This window comes from Streptomyces sp. NPDC104309, from assembly GCF_055584025.1.
On the sequence record NZ_JBVJMV010000006.1, the window covers coordinates 358,303 to 380,365 of the forward strand.

A 22,063-nucleotide genomic window follows, 5' to 3' on the forward strand; every position below is an offset into this window, starting at 1 on the left:
CCTGACCGTCACCCCAGGGTGAGCCGTGGCTTCGAGCGCCTGCCGGTCACCCCAGGGTGAGCCGGGGCTTCGGTGCGTCCGTGCGGCCCGTCGGCGGGATGCGGCTGCCCGCGCGGTAGGGGGGCGGCCAGGGCGCGCCGGGTCCGCTGTAGCCCTGTTCGGCCGCCGCGTGCAGCGTCCAGTGCGGGTCGTAGAGATGCGGGCGGGCCAGGGCGCAGAGGTCGGCCCGGCCCGCCAGCAGCAGTGAATTGACGTCGTCCCAGGAGGAGATCGCCCCGACGGCGACGACGGGCACGCACAACGTGTTGCGGATGCGGTCCGCGTACGGGGTCTGGTAGGAGCGGCCGTACTCGGGGCGCTCGTCGGGGACGACCTGACCGGTGGAGACGTCGATGGCATCGGCCCCGTGGGCGACGAAGGCGCGGGCGATCTCGACGGCGTCCTCGGCCGTGGTACCGCCCTCGGCCCAGTCCGTGGCGGAGATGCGGACAGTCATGGGGCGGTCGTCGGGCCAGTCGGCGCGGACCGCGTCGAAGACTTCCAGGGGGAAGCGGAGCCGGTTGCCCGACGACCCGCCGTACTCGTCGGTGCGGTGGTTGGTGAGGGGCGAGAGGAAGCCGGACAGCAGATAGCCGTGGGCGCAGTGGAGTTCCAGCAGGTCGAAGCCGCAGCGGTCGGCGCGCCGGGCCGCCGCCGCGAACTGTTCGCGTACGGCGTCGAGTCCGGCCCGGTCCAGGGCGTGCGGGACCTGGTTGACGCCGTCGGCGTACGGGATCGGGGAGGCGGCGGTGAGCGGCCAGTTGCCGTGGTCGAGGGGCTGGTCGATGCCCTCCCACATGAGTTTCGTGGAGCCCTTGCGTCCGGAGTGGCCGAGCTGGACGCCGATGGCCGTACCGGGGGCGCTCGCATGGACGAAATCGGTGATCCGGGTCCAGGCGGCGGCCTGTTCGGGGGTGTAGAGCCCGGTACAGCCGGGGGTGATGCGGCCCTCGGCGCTGACGCAGACCATTTCCGTCATGACGAGCCCTGCGCCGCCGAGTGCGCGTGCCCCCAGGTGGACGAGGTGGAAGTCGCCGGGGACGCCGTCGACGGCCGAGTACATGTCCATGGCCGAGACGACGACGCGGTTGCGGAGTTCGAGGCCGCGCAGCCGCAGCGGGGTGAACATCGGCGGGGTGCCGGGGGCACAGCCGAACTCCTCCTCGACGGCGGCGGTGAAGGAGGCGTCGCGCAGCCGCAGATTCTCATGGGTGACGCGGCGGCTGCGGGTGAGGAGGTTGAAGGCGAACTGGCGGGGCGGCTGGTCGACGTAGGTGCCGAGCTCCTCGAACCAGCGCAGGCTGGCCGCGGCGGCCCGCTGGGTCGATTCGACGACGGGCCGTCGCTCGGTCTCGTACGCGGACAGTGCGCTGGGCAGGTCGGGCTGCTCCTCGACGCAGGCGGCGAGTGCGAGGGCGTCCTCGACGGCGAGCTTGGTGCCGGAGCCGATGGAGAAGTGCGCGGTGTGGGCGGCGTCGCCGATGAGGACCGTGTTGCCGTGCGACCAGCGGGCGTTGACGACGGTACGGAAGGTGAGCCAGGAGGAGTTGTTGGAGCGCAGCGGGCGGCCGCCGAGCGCCTCGGTGAAGATCTTGGCGCAGCGCAGCGTCGAGTGCTCCACGTCGCAGGTGTCGAATCCGGCGGCGCGCCAGACCTCCTCCCGCATCTCGACGATGACGGTGGAGGCGTCGGCCGAGAAGGGGTAGGCGTGGAGCTGCATCACTCCGTACGCGGTCTCGGCGATCTCGAAGCGGAAGGCGTCGAGGGCGAAGTCGACGGCGAGCCAGATGTAACGGCAGCGGTGGGTGGTGAGACGGGGTCCGAAGGTCTCGGCGTGAGCGGCGCGGGTGAGGCTGTGCACTCCGTCGGCGGCGATCACCAGGTCGTACGCTGCGGCCAGTTCCGCGGCCGGCGGGGCCTCGGTGCGGAAGCGGAGCCGTACGCCGAGGGACTCGCAGCGTTCGTGCAGGATCTCCAGGAGCCGGCGCCTGCCGAGGGCCGCGAAGCCGTGGCCGCCGGAGGTCTGGGTCACGCCGCGGTGGACGATGTCGATGTCGTCCCACCGTACGAACTCGTCCTGGAGGGCGCGGTGGACCACGGGGTCGGCGTGCTCGATGCCGCCCAGGGTCTCGTCGGAGAGGACGACGCCGAAGCCGAAGGTGTCGTCGGGGGCGTTGCGCTCCCAGACGGTGATGTCGCGTTCCGGATCGAGCCGCTTGAGCAGGGCGGCGGCGTAGAGCCCGCCGGGCCCGCCACCGATGACCGCGATCCGCCGTACGCCGGACCGCGTCGCGCCCGACGGCCCGGTGCCGGACCGCGTCACGCCGGGCGGGGACGGGGGCGCGCCGGGCGGCATCGGGCCTGCCGGAACCGCGCCGGGCGGCACCACACCCTTGGGCCCGTCGGAAGCCGTCGCGGCGGGCCGGTCCGCACCCGGTCGCCGCGCGCCGCCCCGACGCGCGACGGGTGCTTTCGCGGCGGACGGCCCGGTTCCGGGTGCGCTGGTGTCGGGCGGCATCGCGCTACCGGCCTTGCCACTTCGGTGGCCGCTTCTCGGTGAAGGCGGCATGGAATTCGGCGTAGTCGTCGCCGTGCATCAGCAGGGCCTGGGTCGCGGCGTCCATTTCGACCGCGGCGGCGAGCGGCATGTCGAGTTCGGCGGTGAGCAGCGCCTTGGTCTGGGCGAGGGCGAGGGCCGGTCCGTCGGCCAGGCGGCGGGCGAGCGCTGCCGCGCGTACATCGGCCTGACCTTCCTCGGTCAGCTCGCTGATCAGACCGATCCGTTCCGCTTCGGGGGCGCGGACCGGTTCGCCGAGCATCAGCAGCCGGGTGGCATGGCCGAGGCCGACGACCCGTGGCAGCAGGTAGGCGGCGCCCATGTCGCCGCCGGAGAGGCCGACCTTGGTGAAGAGGAAGGCGAAGCGGGCGGACGGATCGGCGATCCGGAAGTCGGCGGCCAGTGCGAGAACCGCACCCGCACCCGCGGCCACGCCGTGTACGGCGGCGATGACGGGGAAGGGGGTTTCACGAAGGGCCCGAACCACCTGCCCGGTCATGCGGTTGAAATCGAGGAGCTGGGCGGTGTCCATGGCGAGTGTCGCGCCGATGATGTCGTCGACATCTCCGCCGGAGCAGAATCCGCGGCCCTGCCCCGCGAGCACCAGCGCGCGCACGGAGCGTTCGCGGGACAGTTCGGCAAGCAGGTCGCGCAGGTCGGCGTAGGCGCCGAAGGTGAGCGCGTTGAGTTTCTCCGGCCGGGCGAGGGTGACGGTGGCGACTCCGTCGTCCGTCGTCAGCCGCAGGTGACGCCAGTCATCCGTATGGGGGGCGGAGCTGGGAAACGGGCTCATGGAGGGGACTCCCCTTCAGCCGTCGGGCTGCTACCTGCAGCCGAACTTATCACTCGTACGTGACTTCCGTCACGAGGACGCAATAGGTGGAGCGTGAGAGCGTATGCCGAACGTCCCCTTCGTACCGGTCGACAGACCCTTGTCTCTGTTGTTGCACTTCGTAAGGTTGAATCCAGGAAGTACTGCCTTCCAGAAAGCCCGCGATCTCCGGAACGGAAACCATGCTGTGCCCACCGATGTCCCCCTTCCCGCCTCCTGGCGCATCGCGCTACCGCATTCGACGGCGGCCGTACCGGTGGCCCGCGCCCTGATCCGTACGGCGCTGGCGGACATCGAAGCACCCGCCGACTCGGACACCGCCGAGCTCCTCACCGCCGAACTGGTCGCCAACGCCGTGGAGCACACCCGCAGCGACGAACCCATCGAGCTGGTGGTGGAGCTGCTGCCGACCGGTTGCCAGGTGGAGGTGCACGACCGCGACCCCGCCCCGCCGGGTGACCTCTCCCATCCGCGGCCCGGCAGCGAGCCGGACCCGTGGCAGGAGCACGGCCGGGGGCTGCTGCTGATCCGTACGCTCAGCTCGTCCTGCGGTCACCGCACGACGGAGCAGGGCAAGGCGGTCTGGTTCACCCTGCCGTCCCGCGCGCCTCAGAGCTGACCGGCCCCGTCCCGGCCCGTCCCCGCGGCGGCCAGCCGGGAGCGGCTGCGGCCGTAACAGGCGTACACCGCGGCGCCGACGATCAGGAAGACGGCGAACTGCACCCAGGTCGTCCAGCCCGTCCCGTACATCAGGTAGAGGCAGAAGCCGACGCCCAGGAGCGGGCTCAGCGGATACACCGGCACCCGGAACGAGCCCCTGACCTCCGGGTTGCGGCGGCGCAGCACGATCACCGCGATGTTCACCGCGACCATGGTGGCGAGCGTGCCGATGGTCGTCAGGTTCACCACCACGTCGAGCGACGAGAAGGCCGCCGGGACCGCGAAGACGACCGCCACGATCCAGGTGTTGGCGACGGGGGTCGCCGTCCGCGGCGAGACCCGCTCGAAGACCCGCGGGATCAGACCATCGCGGGACATCGACATCAGGATGCGGGTCTGGCCGTACATCACCGCGAGCACGACGGACGCGATCGCCGCGACCGCTCCGAAGGCGACGACCCCGCCGCCGATGGCCGAGCCGGTCACCTGGTTGACGACGATGGAGAGCGCGGCCGGCTTGTCGGCGACGGCCGCCGGGCCGAGGGCGCCGATGGCCGCGAGCGCGACGGCGCAGTAGAGCAGGGTGACCAGGCCGATGCAGACCATGATCGCGATCGGAACGTTCCGTCGCGGGTTCTTGACCTCCTCGCCCGCGGTGGTGATAGCGTCGAAGCCGATGTACGAGAAGAACGCCAGCGACGCGCCGGCGGTGACCCCACCCGCGCCGTGGGCGAAGAACGGCGTGAGATTCCCGTGCTCGAAGGCGGTGAAGGCGATGCCGCAGAAGACCATCAAAATGGTGATCTTGAGAACCGCCATCGCGGCGGTGGCCCCCGCGCTCTCCCGGACGCCGCGCACCAGCAGGGTCGCGGCCATCATGACCACCACGACGGCGGGCAGGTTGATCACCCCGCCGTCGCCGGGGCCGGACGAGAGGGCGACGGGCAGCTGGAATCCGAAGAGACTGTTCAGCAACTCGTTGACGTACTGGCTCCAGCCGACGGCGACCGCGGAGACCGAGACGCCGTACTCCAGCAGCAGACACCAGCCGACGAGGAACGCGACGCGCTCACCGAGCGTAGCGTAGGCGAAGGAGTACGAGCTGCCGGACACCGGGATCGCGCTGCCCAGCTCGGCGAAGGAGAACGCGGTGAAGATGCAGGTGACCGCGGCGAGCACGAAGGACAGCACGACGGCGGGGCCCGCCTCGGCGACGCTGTCGGAGAGGCCGACGAAGATGCCGGTGCCGACGACGGCGCCGACACCGAAGCACACCAGCTGGAAGAGACCCATGGTGCGCTTGAGGCCATGCCCCTCCAGGTCCGCACCGGACTCGGCGATCAGCTGGTGGGGGTTCTTGATGCGTGGGCCGGACGGGTGCGCGGGGCTCGATGGGCGTAGCGGACTCACGGGGACGGTCTCTTCTCTGGTGGAGCATGTGGGGGGCGCGCCCAGGGCCTGTGGGGGACTCCGGGCGCTGGTGACGCACACGAAAATGGGGTTCGAGCGTGCGCGCTCGAACCCCACCGAGAGGCAACATGTTAGACCGGCCGGCACATGGAGGGTGGGAGAAGGAGCGGGGCTGGGTGCGTGCAGCTGCCAGGCGGAGGAGGGAGGCAACGCGAAGGGGCGCCCCTCCCCTGCCTTTCGGGCCATGGGGGAGTTGTCGACCGACGACAACGCCGCAGATGCGCGTGCCCGGCCCCGCGACGCCGCCCCCCATGTGCCGGTCGGTCCACGTCACCTCAGCGCATGTTCACCCCATCAGGCGCATGATCATGCAGCGATCAGCCCGTGGTCGCCGGAGCGGCCATGGTTGCCACCAGAACGGCCTTGATCGTGTGCATCCGGTTCTCCGCCTCGTCGAAGACGACCGAGTGCGCGGACTCGAAGACCTCGTCGGTGACTTCCAGCTCCGTCAGCCCGTACGCGGCCTCGATCTCCCGCCCGACCTTGGTGCCGAGGTCGTGGAAGGCCGGGAGGCAGTGCAGGAACTTCACGTCGTCGTTGCCGGTGGCGCGCAGGACATCCATGGTCACGGCGTACGGCGCGAGGGCCTCGATGCGCTCGCCCCAGACCTCCTTGGGTTCTCCCATGGAGACCCAGACGTCGGTGGCGACGAAGTCCGCGCCCCGCACGCCCTCGGCGATGTCCTCGGTGAGCGTGACGGTCGCTCCGCTCGTCCCGGCCAGCCGGCGGGCCTCGGTGACGATCTCCTCGGTCGGCCAGTACGACTTCGGCGCGACGATCCGCACGTCCATACCCAGCAGCGCGCCTGTGACCAGGTAGGAGTTGCCCATGTTGAAGCGGGCGTCGCCGAGGTAGGCGAAGGCGATCCGCTCCAGCGGCTTCTCGCTGTGTTCGGTCATGGTGAGGACATCGGCGAGCATCTGGGTCGGGTGCCAGTCGTCGGTGAGCCCGTTGAAGACCGGGACGCCGCCGTAGACCGCCAGTTCCTCGACGGCCGCCTGGCTGTCGCCGCGGTACTCGATACCGTCGAACATCCGACCGAGGACACGGGCGGTGTCCTTCACCGACTCCTTGTGGCCCATCTGCGAGCCGGAGGGGTCGAGGTAGGTCGTGGAGGCACCCTGGTCGGCGGCGGCCACCTCGAAGGCGCAGCGGGTGCGGGTCGAGGTCTTCTCGAAGATCAGCGCGATGTTCCTGCCGCGCAGCCGCTGCACTTCGGTCCCCGACCTCTTGGCGGCCTTGAGTTCGGCCGCGAGGTCGATCAGGCCGCGGAACTCCTCGGCCGTGAAGTCCAGCTCCTTGAGGAAGTGGCGGCCTGCGAGGTCTATGGCCATGGGACTGCTCCTGGGTAGGGCGAGGATCGCGCGTACAGTAACTCTGGAAGTCTATACGACACTCTGCATCGCTATACGAAGCGTTCCCATGCGCGGGCTCACGCGCCCCGGTCACCGGACCGGGTCGCGCACCACGGGGCAGCTCATGCAGCGGGGGCCGCCCCGGCCACGGCCGAGTTCGCTGCCGCGGATCTCGATGACCTCGATGCCCTCCTTGCGCAGATGGGTGTTGGTGGTGGCGTTGCGCTCGTAGGCGACGACGACACCGGGCTCGACCGCCAGCACATTGCAGCCGTCGTCCCACTGCTCGCGCTGGGCGGAGTGCACGTCCTGAGTGGCGGTGAGGACCCGGATCGAGTCCAGTCCCAGGGCGTGCGCGATCGCGTGGTGCATGTGCTCGGGCGGATGGTCGGTGACCTTCAGGTCCCTCGGCCCGTCACCGGGTTCAATGGTGTACGAGCGGAGCATGCCCAGGCCCGCGTACTGGGTGAAGGTGTCGCCGTCGATCATGGTCATGACCGTGTCGAGATGCATGAACGCCCGGCGCTTGGGCATGTCGAGCGCCACGATCGTGTGCGCCGAGCCGGCGTCGAACAGTCCGCGGGCCAGCATCTCCACCGCCTGCGGGGTGGTGCGCTCGCTCATCCCGATGAGTACCGCGCCCCGGCCGATGACCAGGACGTCGCCGCCCTCGATGGTGGAGGGGTAGTCGTCCTGCCCCTCCGACCAGTGGTGGAAGGCACCCGCGTCGGGACCGGTGAAGAGGGGGTGGTGGCGGTAGATCGCCTCGAAGTGGACGGTCTCGCGCTGGCGGGCCGGCCAGCGCATCGCGTTGATGGACACCCCGTCGTATATCCAGGCCGAGGTGTCCCGGGTGAAGAGATGGTTCGGCAGCGGACCCAGCAGGAAGTCGTCCAGGTCCATGACATGGAAGCGGACGGAGGTCGGCTCACTGTGCCGTTCCAGGAACTCCCGCTTGGTCATCCCGCCGACCAGCACCTCGGCCAGTTCCGCGCTGGGCAACTCCTCGAAGGCGGCCCGCAGATGCTCCGTGGCGAGCGGGCCGTACTCCTTCTCCTCGAAGACCCGGTCCAGGACGAGCCGCCTGGCCACGGGGATCTCCAGCGACTCGCGGAGCAGATCACCGAAGAGATGCACCTCCACGCCCCGGTCGCGCAGCACGTCCGCGAAGCCGTCGTGCTCCTGGCGGGCGCGGCGCACCCAGAGCACGTCGTCGAACAGGAGCGCGTCCTTGTTGCCGGGGGTGAGCCGCTTCAGTTCCAGATCGGGGCGGTGCAGGATGACGCGGCGCAGCCGCCCGGCCTCGGAGTCGACATGGAATCCCATGCCTCCATCCTCACCGTGCGGAGCGCCGTTCACCCGGCGAATCGCCAGCGGGTTTTCCGTTGATCGCACCGGAACCCCCGCCGACGACCCGTCCTACAACCGCGGGTCGACCGGCTCCGACTCCAGGGCCAGCACTGCGAACACCGCCTCGTGGACCCGCCACAGCGGCTCCCCGTCGGCCAGCCGCTCCAGGGCTTCGAGCCCCAGCGCGTACTCCCGGAGCGCCAACGACCGCTTGTGGCCGAGGAACCGGCCGCGCAGCCGCTCCAGATTCTCCGGGCGGGTGTACTCGGGACCGTAGATGATCCGGAGGTACTCCCGGCCGCGCACCTTGATGCCCGGCTGGACCAGCCTGCCCCTGTCGTCCCGTACGAGCGCGGCGAGCGGCTTGACCACCATGCCTTCGCCGCCGCGTCCGGTCATCTCCAGCCACCAGTCGATACCGGAACGCACCGATGCCTCGTCACCGGTGTCGACGACGAGCCGACGGGTGACCTGGAGCAGCCCGGTCGGATCGTGCTCGACCAGCCGGTCGAGCCAGGCCAACTGCTCGTCGTGCGGCACAGCGGCCAGCGAGCGGCCTCGCACGGCGAGGATCTGGAACGGCGCGAGTCGCACCCCGTCGAGGCCCTGGGTGCTCCAGCAGTAGCGGCGGTAGGCCTCGGTGAACGCTGCCGCGTCCTCGGCCCGGCCCCGCTGGCGCTGCGCGAGATCGCCCACGTCCACGCCGCGGGCCGCCGCTGCCGCCAGGGCCGCGCCGGCTGCCGGGAAGACGGCTCCGGATGCCGCGCCGACCGCGGCGTACTGCGAGCGCAGCAGCCCGGCCGCCTTGAGGGACCACGGCATCAGCTCGGCGTCGAGCAGCACCCAGTCGGTGTCCCACTCCTCCCAGAGTCCGGCGGCGGTGACGGCGGTGCGCAGCCTGCCGAGGATCACCTCGGTGAGTGCGACATCGTCGAGGAACGGCCGGCCGGTGCGGGTGTAGAGCGCCCCGGTCGGGCTGCCCGCGCCCCCGGAGGCGTCGGTGGTGTCCCCCACCCCGAACCGCTCACGGGCGGCGTCCGCGTCCCGGCAGACCAGCGCCACCGCGCGCGAGCCCATGTGCTTCTCCTCGCACACGACCTGGCTCACGCCGTCCGTCCGGTACTGGGCGAAGGCCTCGGCCGGGTGCTCCAGATAGCCGTCCTCGTGCGAGGTCGCGGTGGGCGCCATGGTCGGCGGGAGGTAGCCCAGCAGCCGCGGGTCGACGGCGAACCGGCTCATGACTTCGAGCGCCGCCGCGGCGTTCTCCTCACGGACCGAGACCCGGCCCATGTGCCGGGTCTCCACGATCCGGCGTCCGTGCACGTCCGCGAGGTCCAGCGGCCGGCCCTCCCGGCCACCGGGCGCCTCCTGGTGGAGCGGCTTGACCGGCTCGTACCAGACCCGCTCGGCGGGTACGTCGACGAGCTCGCGCTCCGGCCAGCGCAGCGCCGTCATCCTGCCGCCGAAGACCGCACCGGTGTCCAGACAGATGGTGTTGTTGAGCCAGGAGGTGCTGGGCACCGGGGTGTGGCCGTAGACCACGGCGGCACGGCCGCGGTACTCCTCCGCCCACGGGTAGCGCACGGGCAGGCCGAACTCGTCGGTCTCGCCGGTGGTGTCCCCGTACAGCGCGTGCGAACGGACCCGCCCGGAGGTGCGCCCGTGGTACTTCTCGGGCAGTCCGGCGTGGCAGACGACGAGTCCGCCCCCGTCGAGCACGTAGTGGCTGACGAGCCCGTCGATGAACTCCCGCACCCGCTCGCGGAAGGCGGGGTCCTTCTCGTCCTCCCGGTCCAACTGCTCGATCGTCTCGGCGAGTCCATGGGTGTGCTGGACCTTGCGGCCCTTGAGGTAGCGCCCGAGCTTGTTCTCGTGGTTGCCCGGTACGCACAGGGCGTTGTCCGACGACACCATGGACATGACGCGGCGCAGTACCCCGGGGCTGTCGGGGCCGCGGTCCACGAGGTCGCCGACGAAGACCGCCGTACGCCCTTCGGGGTGCGCGCCGTCGACGTAGCCGAGCTTGCCGAGCAGGGCCTCCAGCTCGGAGCTGCAGCCGTGGATGTCGCCGATGATGTCGAACGGGCCGGTGAGGTGGCGCAGGTCGTTGTAGCGGCGCTCCAGCACCACTTCGGCGTGCTCCACCTCCTCCTCGCTGCGCAGGATGTGCACCTTGCGGAAGCCCTCGCGCTCCAGGCCGCGCAGCGAGCGGCGCAGTTCGCGGCGGTGGCGCTGGATGACGTGGCGCGGCATGTCGGCGCGGTCGGGGCGGGTCGCGTTGCGCGCGACACAGACCTCTTCGGGCAGGTCGAGGACGATCGCGATCGGCAGCACGTCGTGGCTCCGGGCCAGCTGGACGAGCTGCCTGCGGCTCTCGGACTGGACGCTGGTGGCGTCCACGACGGTCAGCCGCCCGGCGGCGAGCCGCTTGCCGGCGATGTAGTGCAGGACGTCGAAGGCGTCACGGCTGGCGCCCTGGTCGTTCTCGTCGTCGGCGACGAGGCCGCGGCAGAAGTCCGAGGAGATGATCTCCGTCGGCTTGAAGTGCGCACGGGCGAAGGTGGACTTGCCGGAGCCGCTGGCTCCGATGAGGACCACGAGGGAGAGGTCGGTCACCGGCAGCTTGCGCGAAGTACTGGTCATGCGGCTTTCGCCTCCTTCCCGGTCTCGTTCATGGATTCGTTGGCGGTCGGGCTCCCGGACTCGTCCCCGGCCCCGTCCCCGCTGTGGGTCCGGGACTCGTCCGCTGCGGTCATCGTGAACACGGCCATCTGTGTGGGCGGCCCCACCTCGGGGTCGTCGGGCCCCACGGGGACGAATTCGACCCCGTATCCATGCCGCTGTGCCACCTCCCGGGCCCAGGCACGGAACTCGGCCCTGGTCCACTCGAACCGATGGTCGCCGTGGCGCACGTGCCCGGCCGGAAGGGTCTCCCAGCGCACGTTGTACTCGACGTTCGGCGTCGTCACGAGCACGGTCCGCGGCCGGGCCGAACCGAACACGGCGTACTCCAGCGCGGGCAGCCTCGGCAGGTCGAGATGTTCGATGACCTCACTGAGCACGGCCGCGTCATAACCCTTGAGCCGCTTGTCGGTGTAGGTGAGCGAGCCCTGCCGAAGCGTGACCCGTCCGGCCTGCCGCTCCCCCATCCGGTCCAGCTTCAGCCGCCGCGAGGCGATGGTGAGGGCGCGCATGGAGACATCGACGCCCACGATCTCCGTGAAGCCCACGTCCTTGAGCAGTGCCTGCACCAACTGGCCCTGGCCGCAGCCCAGGTCGAGGACCCGGTTCGCTCCGGCGGCGCGCAGCGCGTCGAGGATCGCGGTGCGGCGCTGCTCGGCGAGCGGCAGTGGCTTCTCCTCGGTGTCGGTCGTCTCGTCCACCGCGTTGTCGATGCTCTCGACGTCGAGGTCGTCCGACTCGGCGAGCCGCACCAGTTCGAGCCGCTGCATCGCCTGCCGGGTCAGCCCCCAGCGCCGGGACAGATAGCGGCTGGTGATCAGCTTCTGCTCGGGGTGGGCGGCCAGCCAGCCCTCACCGGCCCGCAGCAGTTTGTCCACCTCGTCCGGGGCGACCCAGTAGTGCTTGGCGTCGTCGAGCACCGGCAGCAGGACGTACAGCTGCCGCAACGCGTCCGCCAGTCGCAACTCGCCTTCCAGAACCAGCCGTACGTACCGAGAGTCCCCCCACTCCGGGAACCGCTCGTCCAGCGGTACGGCCACGGCGTCCACGCTCGTCCAGCCGAGCGGCCCGAAGAGCTTGCGCACCAGTTCCGCTCCGCCGCGCGCCGGCAGTGCGGGCACCTCGATCCGCAGCGCAAGCGGCGCCTGCGCACGTTCGGGCCGTGCGCGGCACACACCGTTCAACGCGGACTTGAAGACCGCGCTCATCGCCACGGAAAGCAGCGAGGAGGCCGCGTACGGGCGATCGTTGACGTACTGCGCGAGTGCCGCGTCGGGGGCGCCGCCCCGGCCCTTGCCCTTGCCGCGCCGCACCAGCGCCACGGGATCCACCTCCAGCAGGAGCGCCGCGGTGCAGCGCTCGGCGGATGCCTCGGGATAGAAGACATGCGCGGTGCCGTGGGAGGTGGAGAACGTCTGTGCCTTCTCGGGGTGCTTGTGCAGCAGAAAGCCGAGGTCGGTCGCGGGACGCTCAGGATGGCCGGTGGTACTGATCGTCAGGAACACACGTCCGATTATGGTCCGGTTCACTCGCCCCCCACCAGGTATTTTCGCGTGTCTACGGCATGGTTGCCCCTCCCTTCGCGTCGCCCGCCGCCGGTCCGCCGAGCAGCCGGGCCAGCTCCGCGACGGTCTCCGGGCCGACCCGGCAGCAGCCGCCCACCAGCCGGGCGCCGGCGTGCTGCCAGGCCCGAACCCTCCCGGGATCGAACGTGGGGTCGCCGACCCACCTCCGGCCCCCGGCATCCCACCGTTCACCGCTGTTCGGATAGACGACGACCGGTTTCCCGGCCGCCTCCGCCGCCTGCCGCACCGCCCGGTCCGCATCCGCCGGGTCGCAGCAGTTCACCCCGACGGCCAGCACCCGGTCGTGTCCCGAGGCGAGGGCGAAAGCCGTCTCCAGCGGCTGCCCCGCCCTGGTCCGGTCCCCCGACACGCTGTACGAGAGCCAGACGGGCAGCCCGCACCCTTCGACGGCCCGCAGCAACGCCTCGGCCTCGTCGATGTCCGGCACCGTCTCCAGCGCCAGCACATCGGGTCCGGCGGCGGCCAACGCCTTGACCCGGGGCCGGTGGAACCGCTCCAGCTCCCGGACGGAGAGCCCGTAGCGGCCCCGGTATTCGCTGCCGTCCGCCAGCACCGCCCCGTACGGACCCACCGAGGCGGCGACCCAGACCTCCCGCTCCGCCCCGGCTGCGGCCCGCCGCGCCAGCCGCACACTGCGGGCGAACAGTTCCGCGGCTCCGGCACGCCCGATCCCCCTCCGCTCGAATCCCTCGAAGCTCGCCTGGTAACTGGCCGTGATGAGCACCTGTGCGCCCGCCCGCACGTAGGCCCTGTGCGCCGCCTCGATCTGCTCCGGACCGTCGGCCAGCAGCCGGGCCGACCACAGGACGTCGGACAGATCGCAGCCCTGCGCCTCCAACTGATGGGAGAGACCGCCGTCGAGCAGCACCACTCCCTCGGAGAGGGCACGGTCCAGCGCACGGGCAGGCGGGCCATCGGCCAGCGGGCCATCGGCCAGCGGGCCATCGGCCAGCGGGCCATCGGCCAGCGGGACAGGCTGCACGGGGACTCCCTCCTGAGCCGGGCCTTGCGCCGGCTCGGGTGTGCGGCGAGCGGTGGCCGGTCTCCCGGCCATCTGCTCGGGTGAGCTGGGACCGGCCCCCCGGCCCGGAAGAACCGGAACCGTTCCGGATTCGGGAGAACCGGCGCCGATCCCCGTTCGGGTGAGCCGGGGCGGTTCCCGGCTCAGGTACGCCGGGGCGGTTCCCGGCTCAGATACGCCGGGGCGGTTCCCGACTCAGATACGCCGGGGCGGTTCCCGACTCAGATACGCCGGGGCGGTTCCCGACTCAGATACGCCGGGGCGGTCCCCGGCTCAGGTACGCCGGGGCGGTTCCCGGCTCAGGTGAGCCGACGCCTCTTCCGGCTCAGGTGAGCTGGGACTGGACCTGCGAGGAGATCAGCTCCAGGTGTTCCAGGTCGTCCAGGTCCAGGACCTGGAGGTAGATCCGGGACGACCCGATCGCGCCGTAGCGGCCGATCTTGTCGACCACCTCGGCGGGCGAACCCGCGAGCCCGTTCGCCTTCAGTTCCGCCACTTCACGGCCGATGACGGAGGCCCGGCGCGCCACCTCGGCGTCGTTCCTGCCCACGCAGACCACCAGGGCATTGGAGTACACCAGGTCGTCCGGTCCACGACCGGCCGCCTTGGCCGCCTCCCTGACCCGGCCGAACTGCTTCTCACTGTCCTCCAGCGACGCGAACGGGATGTTGAACTCGTCCGCGTACTGGGCCGCCAGCCGCGGTGTACGCGTCGCACCGTGGCCGCCGATCAGGACCGGCACCTTGGCCTGCGCCGGCTTGGGCAGCGCGGGTGAATCGGTCAGCTGGTAGTACGTGCCGTCGAAGCTGAACGTCTTGCCGATCTCGGTCGCCCACAGCCCGGTGATGATTTCCAGCTGCTCCTCCAGCCTGCCGAACTTCTCCTTGGGGAACGGAATGCCGTAGGCCTTGTGCTCCTCCTCGAACCAGCCCGCGCCGAGGCCGAGCTCGACACGTCCGCCGGACATCCGGTCGACCTGCGCGACCTGGATGGCGAGCACGCCGGGGAGCCGGAAGGTCCCCGCGGTCATCAGCGTGCCGAGCCGGATCCGCTTGGTCTCGCGCGCCAGCCCGGCCAGAGTGATCCAGGCATCGGTCGGGCCCGGCAGCCCGTCCCCTGGTCCCATGCGGAGGTAGTGGTCGGACCGGTAGAAGGCGTCGAAGCCGAGGTCCTCGGCCGCCTTGGCGACGGTGAGCAGGGTGTCGTAGTCGGCCCCTTGCTGGGGCTCGGTGAAGATTCGAAGATCCATGCATCCATCCTGCACCTCCGAACGCCGGTCACTCCTCCCCTCCTCTCCCCTCGCCGTCCGCTCTCCCTCTCTCCCTCATCGTCGACGTCCCGCGCGGGCACGTCCCTGAGGCCCGAGACGTCCCGCCCCGCGCCCCGGCCGCCGTCGCTTCCGGAGTCCCCCGCCGTCACGGCTGCCCCGCCGCCGAGCCCGCCGGTCCACGGACCGCGCCGTACGGGGCATACGGGCCGTCACGCCCCCGGCCGCGCTCCAGATCCTGCTGCCGTTCCCGGTCCTGCTCGTCGAGCCGACGGAGCATTCCGTGCACCCGGTCCATGGATTCGTCGGCCGCGTCGATCGCCTCCATGCACTGCCAGTAGAGCCCCTGCTCATCGGTCTCGCAGGCCACCCCGACCAGGGCCATCCCCACCTCCCCGAGCAAGGCGCCCAGCCCCGTCAGCGTCGCCCGTGGTTCGACGAGCTCGGAGAGCTGCGCGGCCCGCGCCACCCCGGCCCGCGCCGCCGGGTGGTCCAGCGCACCGCCGCACCTCCCGCCGATCTCGCTGAGTCCGCGCGCCTCGCCCCGTAACTCCTTGGGCCCGTCGGCCGCCAGTCGGCTGCCGATCGCCTGAGCGAGCGCCTGGGCCTGCCATGCCTCGGCGATGATGTCCGGCGTGCCCCGGCTCTGCGCCAGAGCGCGCCTACTGACCCCTACAAGCCGCTCCGCTTCCATGCGTTACCCCCGTCCGTACGAAAAGCCGCTCAACTCATCCATTACCCACAGTGAGGGTGTCGGCACCGAAAAGCTAGGGGAATTCGGAAATCTGTGGACACGAAGCCGACTGTGAATAAGTTGATCACTCCGAAGAGTGACGATCCCCGGCTTCAGGAGGCTCTGGACGCTCCGAAACCGGGAATCTGGTCTCATTCCGGTCGATCTTCTCCGACAGCACCGCCAGCGCGTCGATCCCCAACACCTCGCAGAACTGCAGCAGATACGCGAGGACATCCGCGACCTCATCCGCCACCCGGTGTGCCGTCTCGGGCCTCTCCATCACCCTCGCGGACTGCTCGGGCGTCAACCACTGGAAGATTTCGACCAGTTCGGACGCCTCGACGCTCAGCGCCGCCGCCAGGTTCTTCGGAGTGTGGTACTGCCCCCAGTCCCGTGCGGCCGCGAACGCGGCGAGCCGCTGCTGCAGGGCCCGTACATCAAGTTCTGTCACGGTTCCAGGTCTACCACCGTCACCCCGGGCGTCTCCCGGGCCCGTACCGCGCCCGGTTCCGAGACCGTCCCCACCAGCCTGAGGTGCCCACCCGCCCCGATCGGTACCGCCAGAGCCAGCAGTTCGCACAACTGCCGTCCGTCCAGGTCACGATCAAGTCCGTCGGCCAGCACGGTGAGGGTCTGCATGGCCGCCGGCACCTCGCCCGCCGCGTCCACCGCCAACACCCCGGGGCCATGGAGCAGCACCAGGGCCAGTGCGAGATATCGCAGCTCGCTGTCGCCGAGCCGGCCGACCGGCGTGACGCCTCCATCGCCGCGCCCCACCGTCGCGCGCAGCGATCCGTCGGTGAGCCGCTCGACGCCCAGTGCGGTGACCGGCCCCGCGCATCCGGCGTGAGCAGCAGCGACCAGCCGGGCATGGCGTTGGCCGCACCGCGGGTACGTACGCTCCAGCACCGCCGCGAGGTTGTCGCAGCTCCGACGCAGCCGGCCGTCGCCCGGCGGGACCGAAGCCCGCATCCTCAGCGGCTGCGGTTCACAGGCGAAGACCGACCGCAGGGCCACGACCATCTGTTCAGCGGCGGCCAGGACCTGTAATTGTCCCTCGGTCCGGCCCGCCACCCGCAGCGGGAGCAGAGCCGTTCCGAGGCGGTCGTCCGGCAGCGGTGCGCGTGTCACCGGGACCGCCCCCGCGGTGTGCCAGGCCGCCTGGACCGTCGAGCGCCCCGGATCGCGCAAGGCGGTCGACAGCAGGGTCTCGCCGCCGCCGGTGAGCCGCTCGCCGACGATTCGGAGCGTGGGCTCCGCCTGGACGGCGACATCGAGCCGCACCGGGCCCGCCGGGCCGTCCGTCGTGCAGCCGATCCGGAATCCGCGACGGCCCTGCGCATCGGCTGTGGCCCCTTCCGGCACACACCCCACGGGGTCGGGGAAGACCTCGTCGAGCGGGTCCCCGGCGCCCAGCCGGGCCAGCGCCTCGTACGCCCGCAGCACATTCGACTTGCCGCTGCCGCCAGGCCCGGCGAAGAGTGTGACCGGGCCGATGGGGAAGGTGGCACCCCGGTGCGAGGCGTAGGCGGACAATCGCAGTTCCGTGACGACGGGGCCGGCGGAACGGACAGGTCCGCCGGCCCGCGACGCGGCCCGCGGCCCGGCCGGCGGACCGGAAATCGGGGACGCGGGTCCGGGCACGGACGAGCCGTCGGTGATCACGGCGGGAGCCGGGCCGGGCACGGACAAGCGGTCGGTGATCACGGCGGGAGCCGGGCCGGGCGTGGGGGTGCTGCCCGCAATCACGGGAGCGGGACCGGGCACGGTCGTACCGGTGGGCGGCGACGGGGTGGTCCCCGGGCGGAGTGCACTCATGGGCGGACCGTAAGCAGGCCGTGGACAGGAGAACCGTTCCGCCTGAACGACCTTCCTACGATCGGGCTACGCCGAAGCGGCAACTCCGCCCGAACCGCGTTCCCACGTTCGGGGGGCATCCATGGCAAGGCCCCACCCGGTCCTCATCCGTCCTGACCGACCGGTCGCCATCGCCACCCGCACGACGGCCCCTCCTACGGACCGGGTACGCCCGCCGCCGTGACCCCCTCGACCTCCATGCCGACCGGTGACAGCAGGAAGACGTTCCGGTCGACCCGGTGCATCCCGCTGCCGAGTCCGAAGACGACCCCACTGGTGAAGTCCAGGATGCGCTTGGCCACATCCGTCTCCGCGCCGGTCAGATCGAGCAGCACCGGGACCTGTGCGACCAGGTACTCCGCCACCTCCCGTGCGTCCGCGAAGACCTGGACCCGCAGCACGACCAGGCGCCGCTGTTCGGCTTCCGCCCGCTCGTCGGGGACCGTACGGTGATCGACCCTGGACGGCCACTCGTTGCGGCTGCGCAGAGGTACGACCTGGGCAAGCCCCTCCCACTGCTCGTCCGTGACGTCGTACCTGTCGTACCTGCTCACCGGACCACCCCGTCTGTGCTTCGGTCGGCGTTGCGCCGGCTGCGCTCGCTGTTCATCGGGCAATTCTCTCGTCCCTCACCCGTTCGGCGTACCACCGACACGGTTCACGGGCTGATCGACACGGCTGACGGCCCGTCCGACGTGCCGTCCGCGGCTTCGCGCCGGTCCGTATCCGCCGTCATGTCGACGGGGGTGAAACGTACCGGAAGCCGGACCAGTGCACGGTGGAACGGTCCCGGCCGCCACTTCAGTCCACTGACCGGAACGTCCAGTTCCACATCGCACAGCTGACTGGTGAGCTGTTCGATCGCGGTCATGGCGATGAGCAGTGCCGGCTGCTTGGCCGGGCACCGGTGCGGCCCGGCCGACCAGGCCAGATGAGCGCTGGCCCCGGAGCCGACCCCAGGGTCCGAAAGGCCGGGCGGTGACTGGCTGTTGGCCGCGGCGTAGGAGACCAGGAGCAGTTGGCCGGCGCGCAGGCGGACGCCGTGGAACTCCGTGTCCCGGCGCGGGTAGTGGGCCGCCAGATTGGCCAGCGGCGGGTCCTGCCAGAGGACCTCGTCGATCGCCTCGTGCGCCGTCATCGCGCCGCCGTGCAGCGAGCCGGTGGCACGCGTGTCGGTGAGCATGTGCAACAGCGCGTTGCCGATCAGATTGGTCGTCGGATCGTGGCCCGCGCTCATGATCAGAGTGATCTGACGCACGGTCTCGTCATTGTCCAGATCGGCCGGGTGCGCGAGGAGGTACGAGGTGAGGTCGCGGCGCGGACGGGCACGCCGGTCGGCGACGAGGTCGGTGACGACGTCGACGAGATCGGCGTACGCAGTGGCGGCGTCCTCGGCGGAGTTGAACATGCCGCCGATGCCGTTGACGATCCGTTCGCCGTCGCCGGGCGGTACGCCGAACCAGGTGACGAAGACGTGCAACGGAAGCCGCCGGGCGTACTGGGCGATCAGGTCGCCGCTTCCGGTGGCGGCGAATGCGCGGATGAGCCGCCGGGCGACCCGGGCGACCTCCGCCCGCAGGATGTGCGGCTCGATCAGGGCGAGGCTGTCGTTGATGGCCGCGCGGTAGCGGGCGTGCACATCGCCGTCGCTGAAGAGCGCGGTGGGCCGGTGGCCGAGCATGGGCAGGACCGGCGAGTCGTCGGGGACGGTGGCCTGCCAGGCGCGCGGGTCCTTGGTGAAGGTGTGGGTGTCGCGCAGCAGGTCGACGGCGGCCTGGTAGTCGGTGACCAGGAGGGCGTCGATGCCGGGGGCGAGCCGGACGGGGGCGAGAGGGCCGTGCGCGCGCAGGCGCCGGTAATGGCTCTGCGGGTCGGCGGCGAAGTCCGGGCCGTACAGCGCGAGGGGCTGCGGCGGCTGTACGGGCGATGTCATGACGGTTCCTCTGGCCTGGGCAATCGGGTCAGCACGTGCTCGGCCAGCGCGATCAGCGCGTCGATGCTGCCGCGGCGTTCGCGGGCGTCGCACTGCACGAGCGGGGTCTCGGGGGCGAGGTCGAGATGCTTGCGCAGGACCTCGTCGGTGTGGGCGGGTGCGTCGGGGAAGCGGTTGACGGCGACGGCGTACGGCAGGCCCTGCTCCTCGACCATGTCCATGACCGCGAAGGAGTCGGCGAGCCTGCGGGTGTCGACGAGGACGAGGGCGCCGAGCGCACCGCGCGCGATGTCCTCCCAGAGCGGGAGGAACCGCTGCTGGCCGGGGGTGCCGAACATGTAGAGCACCAGGTCGTCGAGGACGGTGAGGCGGCCGAAGTCGATGGCGACGGTGGTCGTGGTCTTGTCCGGCAGCCCCGCGGTGTCGTCGAACCGGGTGCTGGACTGGGTCATCGCCTCTTCGGTGTGGAGCGTGGCGATCTCCGACAACGTGCGGATCAGGGTGGTCTTGCCCACGCCGAACGGACCCGTGACGACGAGCTTCATCAGGGTCCGGGCGGCAGGCGGCAGATAGCCGATGCCGGCGCGGTCAGTGGAGGGAGCGGAGTCCAACGAGCAGCCTCTCGACGAGCGACCGGTCGATCTCCCCGGCGCTGGGGATGGGCGGTCGGGTGTGCAGATGTCCGGCGGCCGCGAGGTCCGTGGCCAGGAAGACGGTGGCGCTGACCGGCAGGTCCAGGTGGGCCGCGCACTCGACGACGGTGAGCGCGCCCGGTTCGAGCAGCTCGCACAGCCTGCGCTGGTCCGAGCCGGTGTCCGGGGGCAGATCCGTGCCGGTGCGTACGAGTACGGCGAGCCGGTCGAGGGCGGGACCGGCGGGCCGGGTCCGGCCGCCGGTGACCAGATAGGCGGGGATCAGACGGCGTCCGGGGCCGGGGGTCATGGCCGGGCGGTGGTGTCCGGTTGGCGGGCGGGTGCGTTCATGGCCCGGGTCAGGGCGGTGACCTGCACCTGCATCTGGTAGGCGATGTCGCCGAGCTTCGCTCCGGGTTCCGCGAACAGGGCGAGCGTGGTGTTGTTCCCGGCCGGTACGACGATGGCGAAGCCCTGGTCGGACTCGACGACCGTCTGGGCCGGGCGCGGTGCCTCGACGCCGGTGAAGGCCGTGGTGAACGCGCGGGCCGCGGCGTGCAGCGTGGCGGTCATGGCAGCGACCCGTTCGCCGGACGCCCGGTCCAGGCCGGGCGACGCGCCCTCGACGAGGCCGTCGCCGGTGGCGACCACCGCGTGCTGGACTCCGGGCAGCTCCAGCAGGGGGGTCAGCACCCAGGCGAGGTCACCGGTGGTGGGGGTGGGGGCGCTCACGTCTCGTCGTCTCCTTGGTCGTCGTGGTCGTCCGGATGGTGGTCGTCCGCTGCCGGTGCGGTTGGCCGGCCGGCGACGCTCCTGCCGTTGAGGGTGCCCTGTTGGAGTGCCGCCCAGGAAGCCTCGGCCTGTTCGGGTGTACGGGACACCCTTTCCCGGTCCCCGGTGGCGGCGGGCGCGGACCCGGCCGGGGTCGGCCGGGGTGACCGTCGGCGTCGGCTGGGCAGTTCGACGGGGTGCGGTACGGGGGCGGGGGCCGGCTCGGCGGGGGCGGGGACGGAGGCAGGCTGGGAGGCCTGAGCCTGCACCGGCTTCGGGGCGAGGGCGGAGAGGCCGTGGTCGTCCTCCAGCACGGTCAGCAGATGGGCGGGGACGCGCAGGAGCGTCCGCATTCCGCCGAACGGCGACCCCTCGATGTGGCAGTGGAAGCCGTACTGCACGACGAGTCGGCCGACGACGGCGAAACCGGTCTGCGGTGGGTCGCCCAGCTCGGTCAGGAGCACTTCGGACGGACCGGCCAGCAGGGCGCGGGCCCGGTCGAGCGCGTCGTCGTCCATGCCGATGCCCGCGTCGTCGACGACCAGGAACGCGCCCCGGCCACCGCTCTGCTGGACGGTCACCTGTACATCGGTGTCGGGGTGCGAGTACGCGGTGGCGTTGGCCAGCAGTTCGGCGAGCGCGATCGCGAGGGGTTCCGCGGCACGGGCGACGAGCGCGAGCCGTTCGTCGCGCAAGTGATTGGCGACCTTGATCCGCTCGTAGCCCGCGACCCGCGACTGGGCGCCGAGCACGACCTCCACCAGCGGCGAGTTCTGGCGGGCGAGGCCCGGCCAGGCGTCGCAGAGCACGGCGGTGGACTGAGTGCGGCGCAGCGCCAGTTCGTTACGGAAGTCCAGCTGCAGGATCCGTGGGTCGTCGTACTCGTGCTGGAGCTCGTGCAACAGCTGCTGGGACTGGTTGAGCAGGGACTGGATCTTGGCGGAGGTGCCGCGCATCGCCGCGCGCGCGGCCGCGTCGACGCGGCCGCGCTCCTCGACGACCGCTGCGCGGGCCGCCTGCACGGCCTCGGTGAGCAGCCGGGCGGAATCGCCGTCGACCCCGGCCGCCTCCCGCAGTCCCGGAACCGGGGCGGAGGGGTGGGAGAGGGCGAGCGCGGCGGCCGGTATTCGCTTGTGAGCCAGCTGCCGGATCTCCTCGGTGAGGGCGGCGGTACGTGCCTCGGCGGACTTCGACTGCCGTTCGGCCAGCTCGGCGCGGGCCACGGCCAGACGCTCCGAGCGCGCCGCGTTCTGCGCCCGGACCGCTGCCGCCACGGCCGCAGCGACGGCGATCACCGCCACGATCCATCCCATGC

The 22,063-nt window shown here is 71.4% G+C and carries 19 protein-coding genes; 1 reads left to right on the plus strand and 18 read right to left on the minus strand.

The genetic code is table 11. The features are described from left to right. Positions 1 to 46: 46 nt before the first annotated feature. Positions 47 to 2,395 (minus strand): bifunctional salicylyl-CoA 5-hydroxylase/oxidoreductase, encoded by a 2,349-nt coding sequence (locus tag ACZ68L_RS12075; RefSeq protein ID WP_469576426.1) that lies wholly within the window; start codon positions 2,393 to 2,395, stop codon positions 47 to 49. A gap of 166 nt (positions 2,396 to 2,561) precedes the next feature. Then, a complete protein-coding gene (locus ACZ68L_RS12080; protein WP_361453428.1) occupies positions 2,562 to 3,389 on the minus strand; it encodes an enoyl-CoA hydratase family protein in 828 nt (275 codons plus the stop codon). 226 nt (positions 3,390 to 3,615) lie between these two features. On the opposite strand from ACZ68L_RS12080, the gene ACZ68L_RS12085 reads away from it, so the two are divergent. Then, positions 3,616 to 4,047, plus strand: coding sequence for an ATP-binding protein (locus ACZ68L_RS12085; RefSeq protein ID WP_469576367.1), 432 nt, complete (start codon positions 3,616 to 3,618; stop codon positions 4,045 to 4,047). Here ACZ68L_RS12085 and ACZ68L_RS12090 read toward each other — a convergent pair. The 16 genes from ACZ68L_RS12090 to ACZ68L_RS12165 form a co-directional block, all read right to left on the minus strand. Further along, complete coding sequence (locus ACZ68L_RS12090; RefSeq protein WP_469576369.1) at positions 4,038 to 5,498, minus strand: amino acid permease; 1,461 nt, start codon at positions 5,496 to 5,498, stop codon at positions 4,038 to 4,040. The genes ACZ68L_RS12085 and ACZ68L_RS12090 overlap by 10 nt on opposite strands. A gap of 377 nt (positions 5,499 to 5,875) precedes the next feature. Beyond that, a complete protein-coding gene (argF, locus tag ACZ68L_RS12095) occupies positions 5,876 to 6,892 on the minus strand; it encodes an ornithine carbamoyltransferase (RefSeq protein ID WP_469576371.1) in 1,017 nt (338 codons plus the stop codon). 111 nt (positions 6,893 to 7,003) lie between these two features. Further along, the gene (locus ACZ68L_RS12100; RefSeq protein ID WP_469576373.1) at positions 7,004 to 8,239 is read right to left on the minus strand and encodes an arginine deiminase; all 1,236 of its coding nucleotides are present in this window, start codon (positions 8,237 to 8,239) and stop codon (positions 7,004 to 7,006) included. 93 nt (positions 8,240 to 8,332) lie between these two features. Continuing rightward, a complete protein-coding gene (locus tag ACZ68L_RS12105) occupies positions 8,333 to 10,906 on the minus strand; it encodes a polynucleotide kinase-phosphatase (protein WP_469576375.1) in 2,574 nt (857 codons plus the stop codon). Beyond that, on the minus strand, positions 10,903 to 12,450 hold the full coding sequence (locus ACZ68L_RS12110; RefSeq protein ID WP_469576377.1) for a 3' terminal RNA ribose 2'-O-methyltransferase Hen1: 1,548 nt from the start codon (positions 12,448 to 12,450) through the stop codon (positions 10,903 to 10,905). Before ACZ68L_RS12110 ends, ACZ68L_RS12105 begins: the two co-directional genes overlap by 4 nt. A 52-nt stretch (positions 12,451 to 12,502) precedes the next feature. Beyond that, positions 12,503 to 13,453: a homocysteine S-methyltransferase gene (mmuM, locus tag ACZ68L_RS12115; protein ID WP_469576427.1), complete on the minus strand. Its 951-nt coding sequence runs from the start codon at positions 13,451 to 13,453 to the stop codon at positions 12,503 to 12,505. 424 nt (positions 13,454 to 13,877) lie between these two features. Further along, positions 13,878 to 14,801, minus strand: a complete 924-nt coding sequence (locus ACZ68L_RS12120; RefSeq protein WP_469576379.1) for an LLM class F420-dependent oxidoreductase — start codon at positions 14,799 to 14,801, stop codon at positions 13,878 to 13,880. A 166-nt stretch (positions 14,802 to 14,967) separates the two neighbouring features. Continuing rightward, on the minus strand, positions 14,968 to 15,513 hold the full coding sequence (locus ACZ68L_RS12125) for a DUF6099 family protein (protein WP_469576380.1): 546 nt from the start codon (positions 15,511 to 15,513) through the stop codon (positions 14,968 to 14,970). Positions 15,514 to 15,637: 124 nt separating this feature from the next. Then, positions 15,638 to 16,006: a nucleotide pyrophosphohydrolase gene (locus tag ACZ68L_RS12130; RefSeq protein ID WP_469576382.1), complete on the minus strand. Its 369-nt coding sequence runs from the start codon at positions 16,004 to 16,006 to the stop codon at positions 15,638 to 15,640. After that, positions 16,003 to 17,373: an AAA family ATPase gene (locus tag ACZ68L_RS12135; protein WP_469576384.1), complete on the minus strand. Its 1,371-nt coding sequence runs from the start codon at positions 17,371 to 17,373 to the stop codon at positions 16,003 to 16,005. Before ACZ68L_RS12135 ends, ACZ68L_RS12130 begins: the two co-directional genes overlap by 4 nt. A 194-nt stretch (positions 17,374 to 17,567) precedes the next feature. After that, on the minus strand, positions 17,568 to 17,966 hold the full coding sequence (locus ACZ68L_RS12140; protein WP_469576386.1) for a cell division protein SepF: 399 nt from the start codon (positions 17,964 to 17,966) through the stop codon (positions 17,568 to 17,570). Positions 17,967 to 18,070: 104 nt separating this feature from the next. After that, the gene (locus ACZ68L_RS12145) at positions 18,071 to 19,345 is read right to left on the minus strand and encodes a cytochrome P450 family protein (protein WP_469576387.1); all 1,275 of its coding nucleotides are present in this window, start codon (positions 19,343 to 19,345) and stop codon (positions 18,071 to 18,073) included. Next, positions 19,342 to 19,956 (minus strand): GTP-binding protein, encoded by a 615-nt coding sequence (locus ACZ68L_RS12150; RefSeq protein ID WP_469576388.1) that lies wholly within the window; start codon positions 19,954 to 19,956, stop codon positions 19,342 to 19,344. Before ACZ68L_RS12150 ends, ACZ68L_RS12145 begins: the two co-directional genes overlap by 4 nt. After that, positions 19,934 to 20,287 carry a DUF742 domain-containing protein gene (locus ACZ68L_RS12155; RefSeq protein WP_469576389.1) on the minus strand — a complete coding sequence of 118 codons (354 nt, stop codon included), beginning with the start codon at positions 20,285 to 20,287 and terminating at the stop codon, positions 19,934 to 19,936. Before ACZ68L_RS12155 ends, ACZ68L_RS12150 begins: the two co-directional genes overlap by 23 nt. Then, positions 20,284 to 20,709 carry a roadblock/LC7 domain-containing protein gene (locus ACZ68L_RS12160; protein ID WP_391743351.1) on the minus strand — a complete coding sequence of 142 codons (426 nt, stop codon included), beginning with the start codon at positions 20,707 to 20,709 and terminating at the stop codon, positions 20,284 to 20,286. The genes ACZ68L_RS12155 and ACZ68L_RS12160 overlap by 4 nt, the downstream gene beginning before the upstream one ends. After that, positions 20,706 to 22,061, minus strand: coding sequence for an ATP-binding protein (locus ACZ68L_RS12165; protein WP_469576390.1), 1,356 nt, complete (start codon positions 22,059 to 22,061; stop codon positions 20,706 to 20,708). The genes ACZ68L_RS12160 and ACZ68L_RS12165 overlap by 4 nt, the downstream gene beginning before the upstream one ends. Positions 22,062 to 22,063 lie beyond the last annotated feature (2 nt).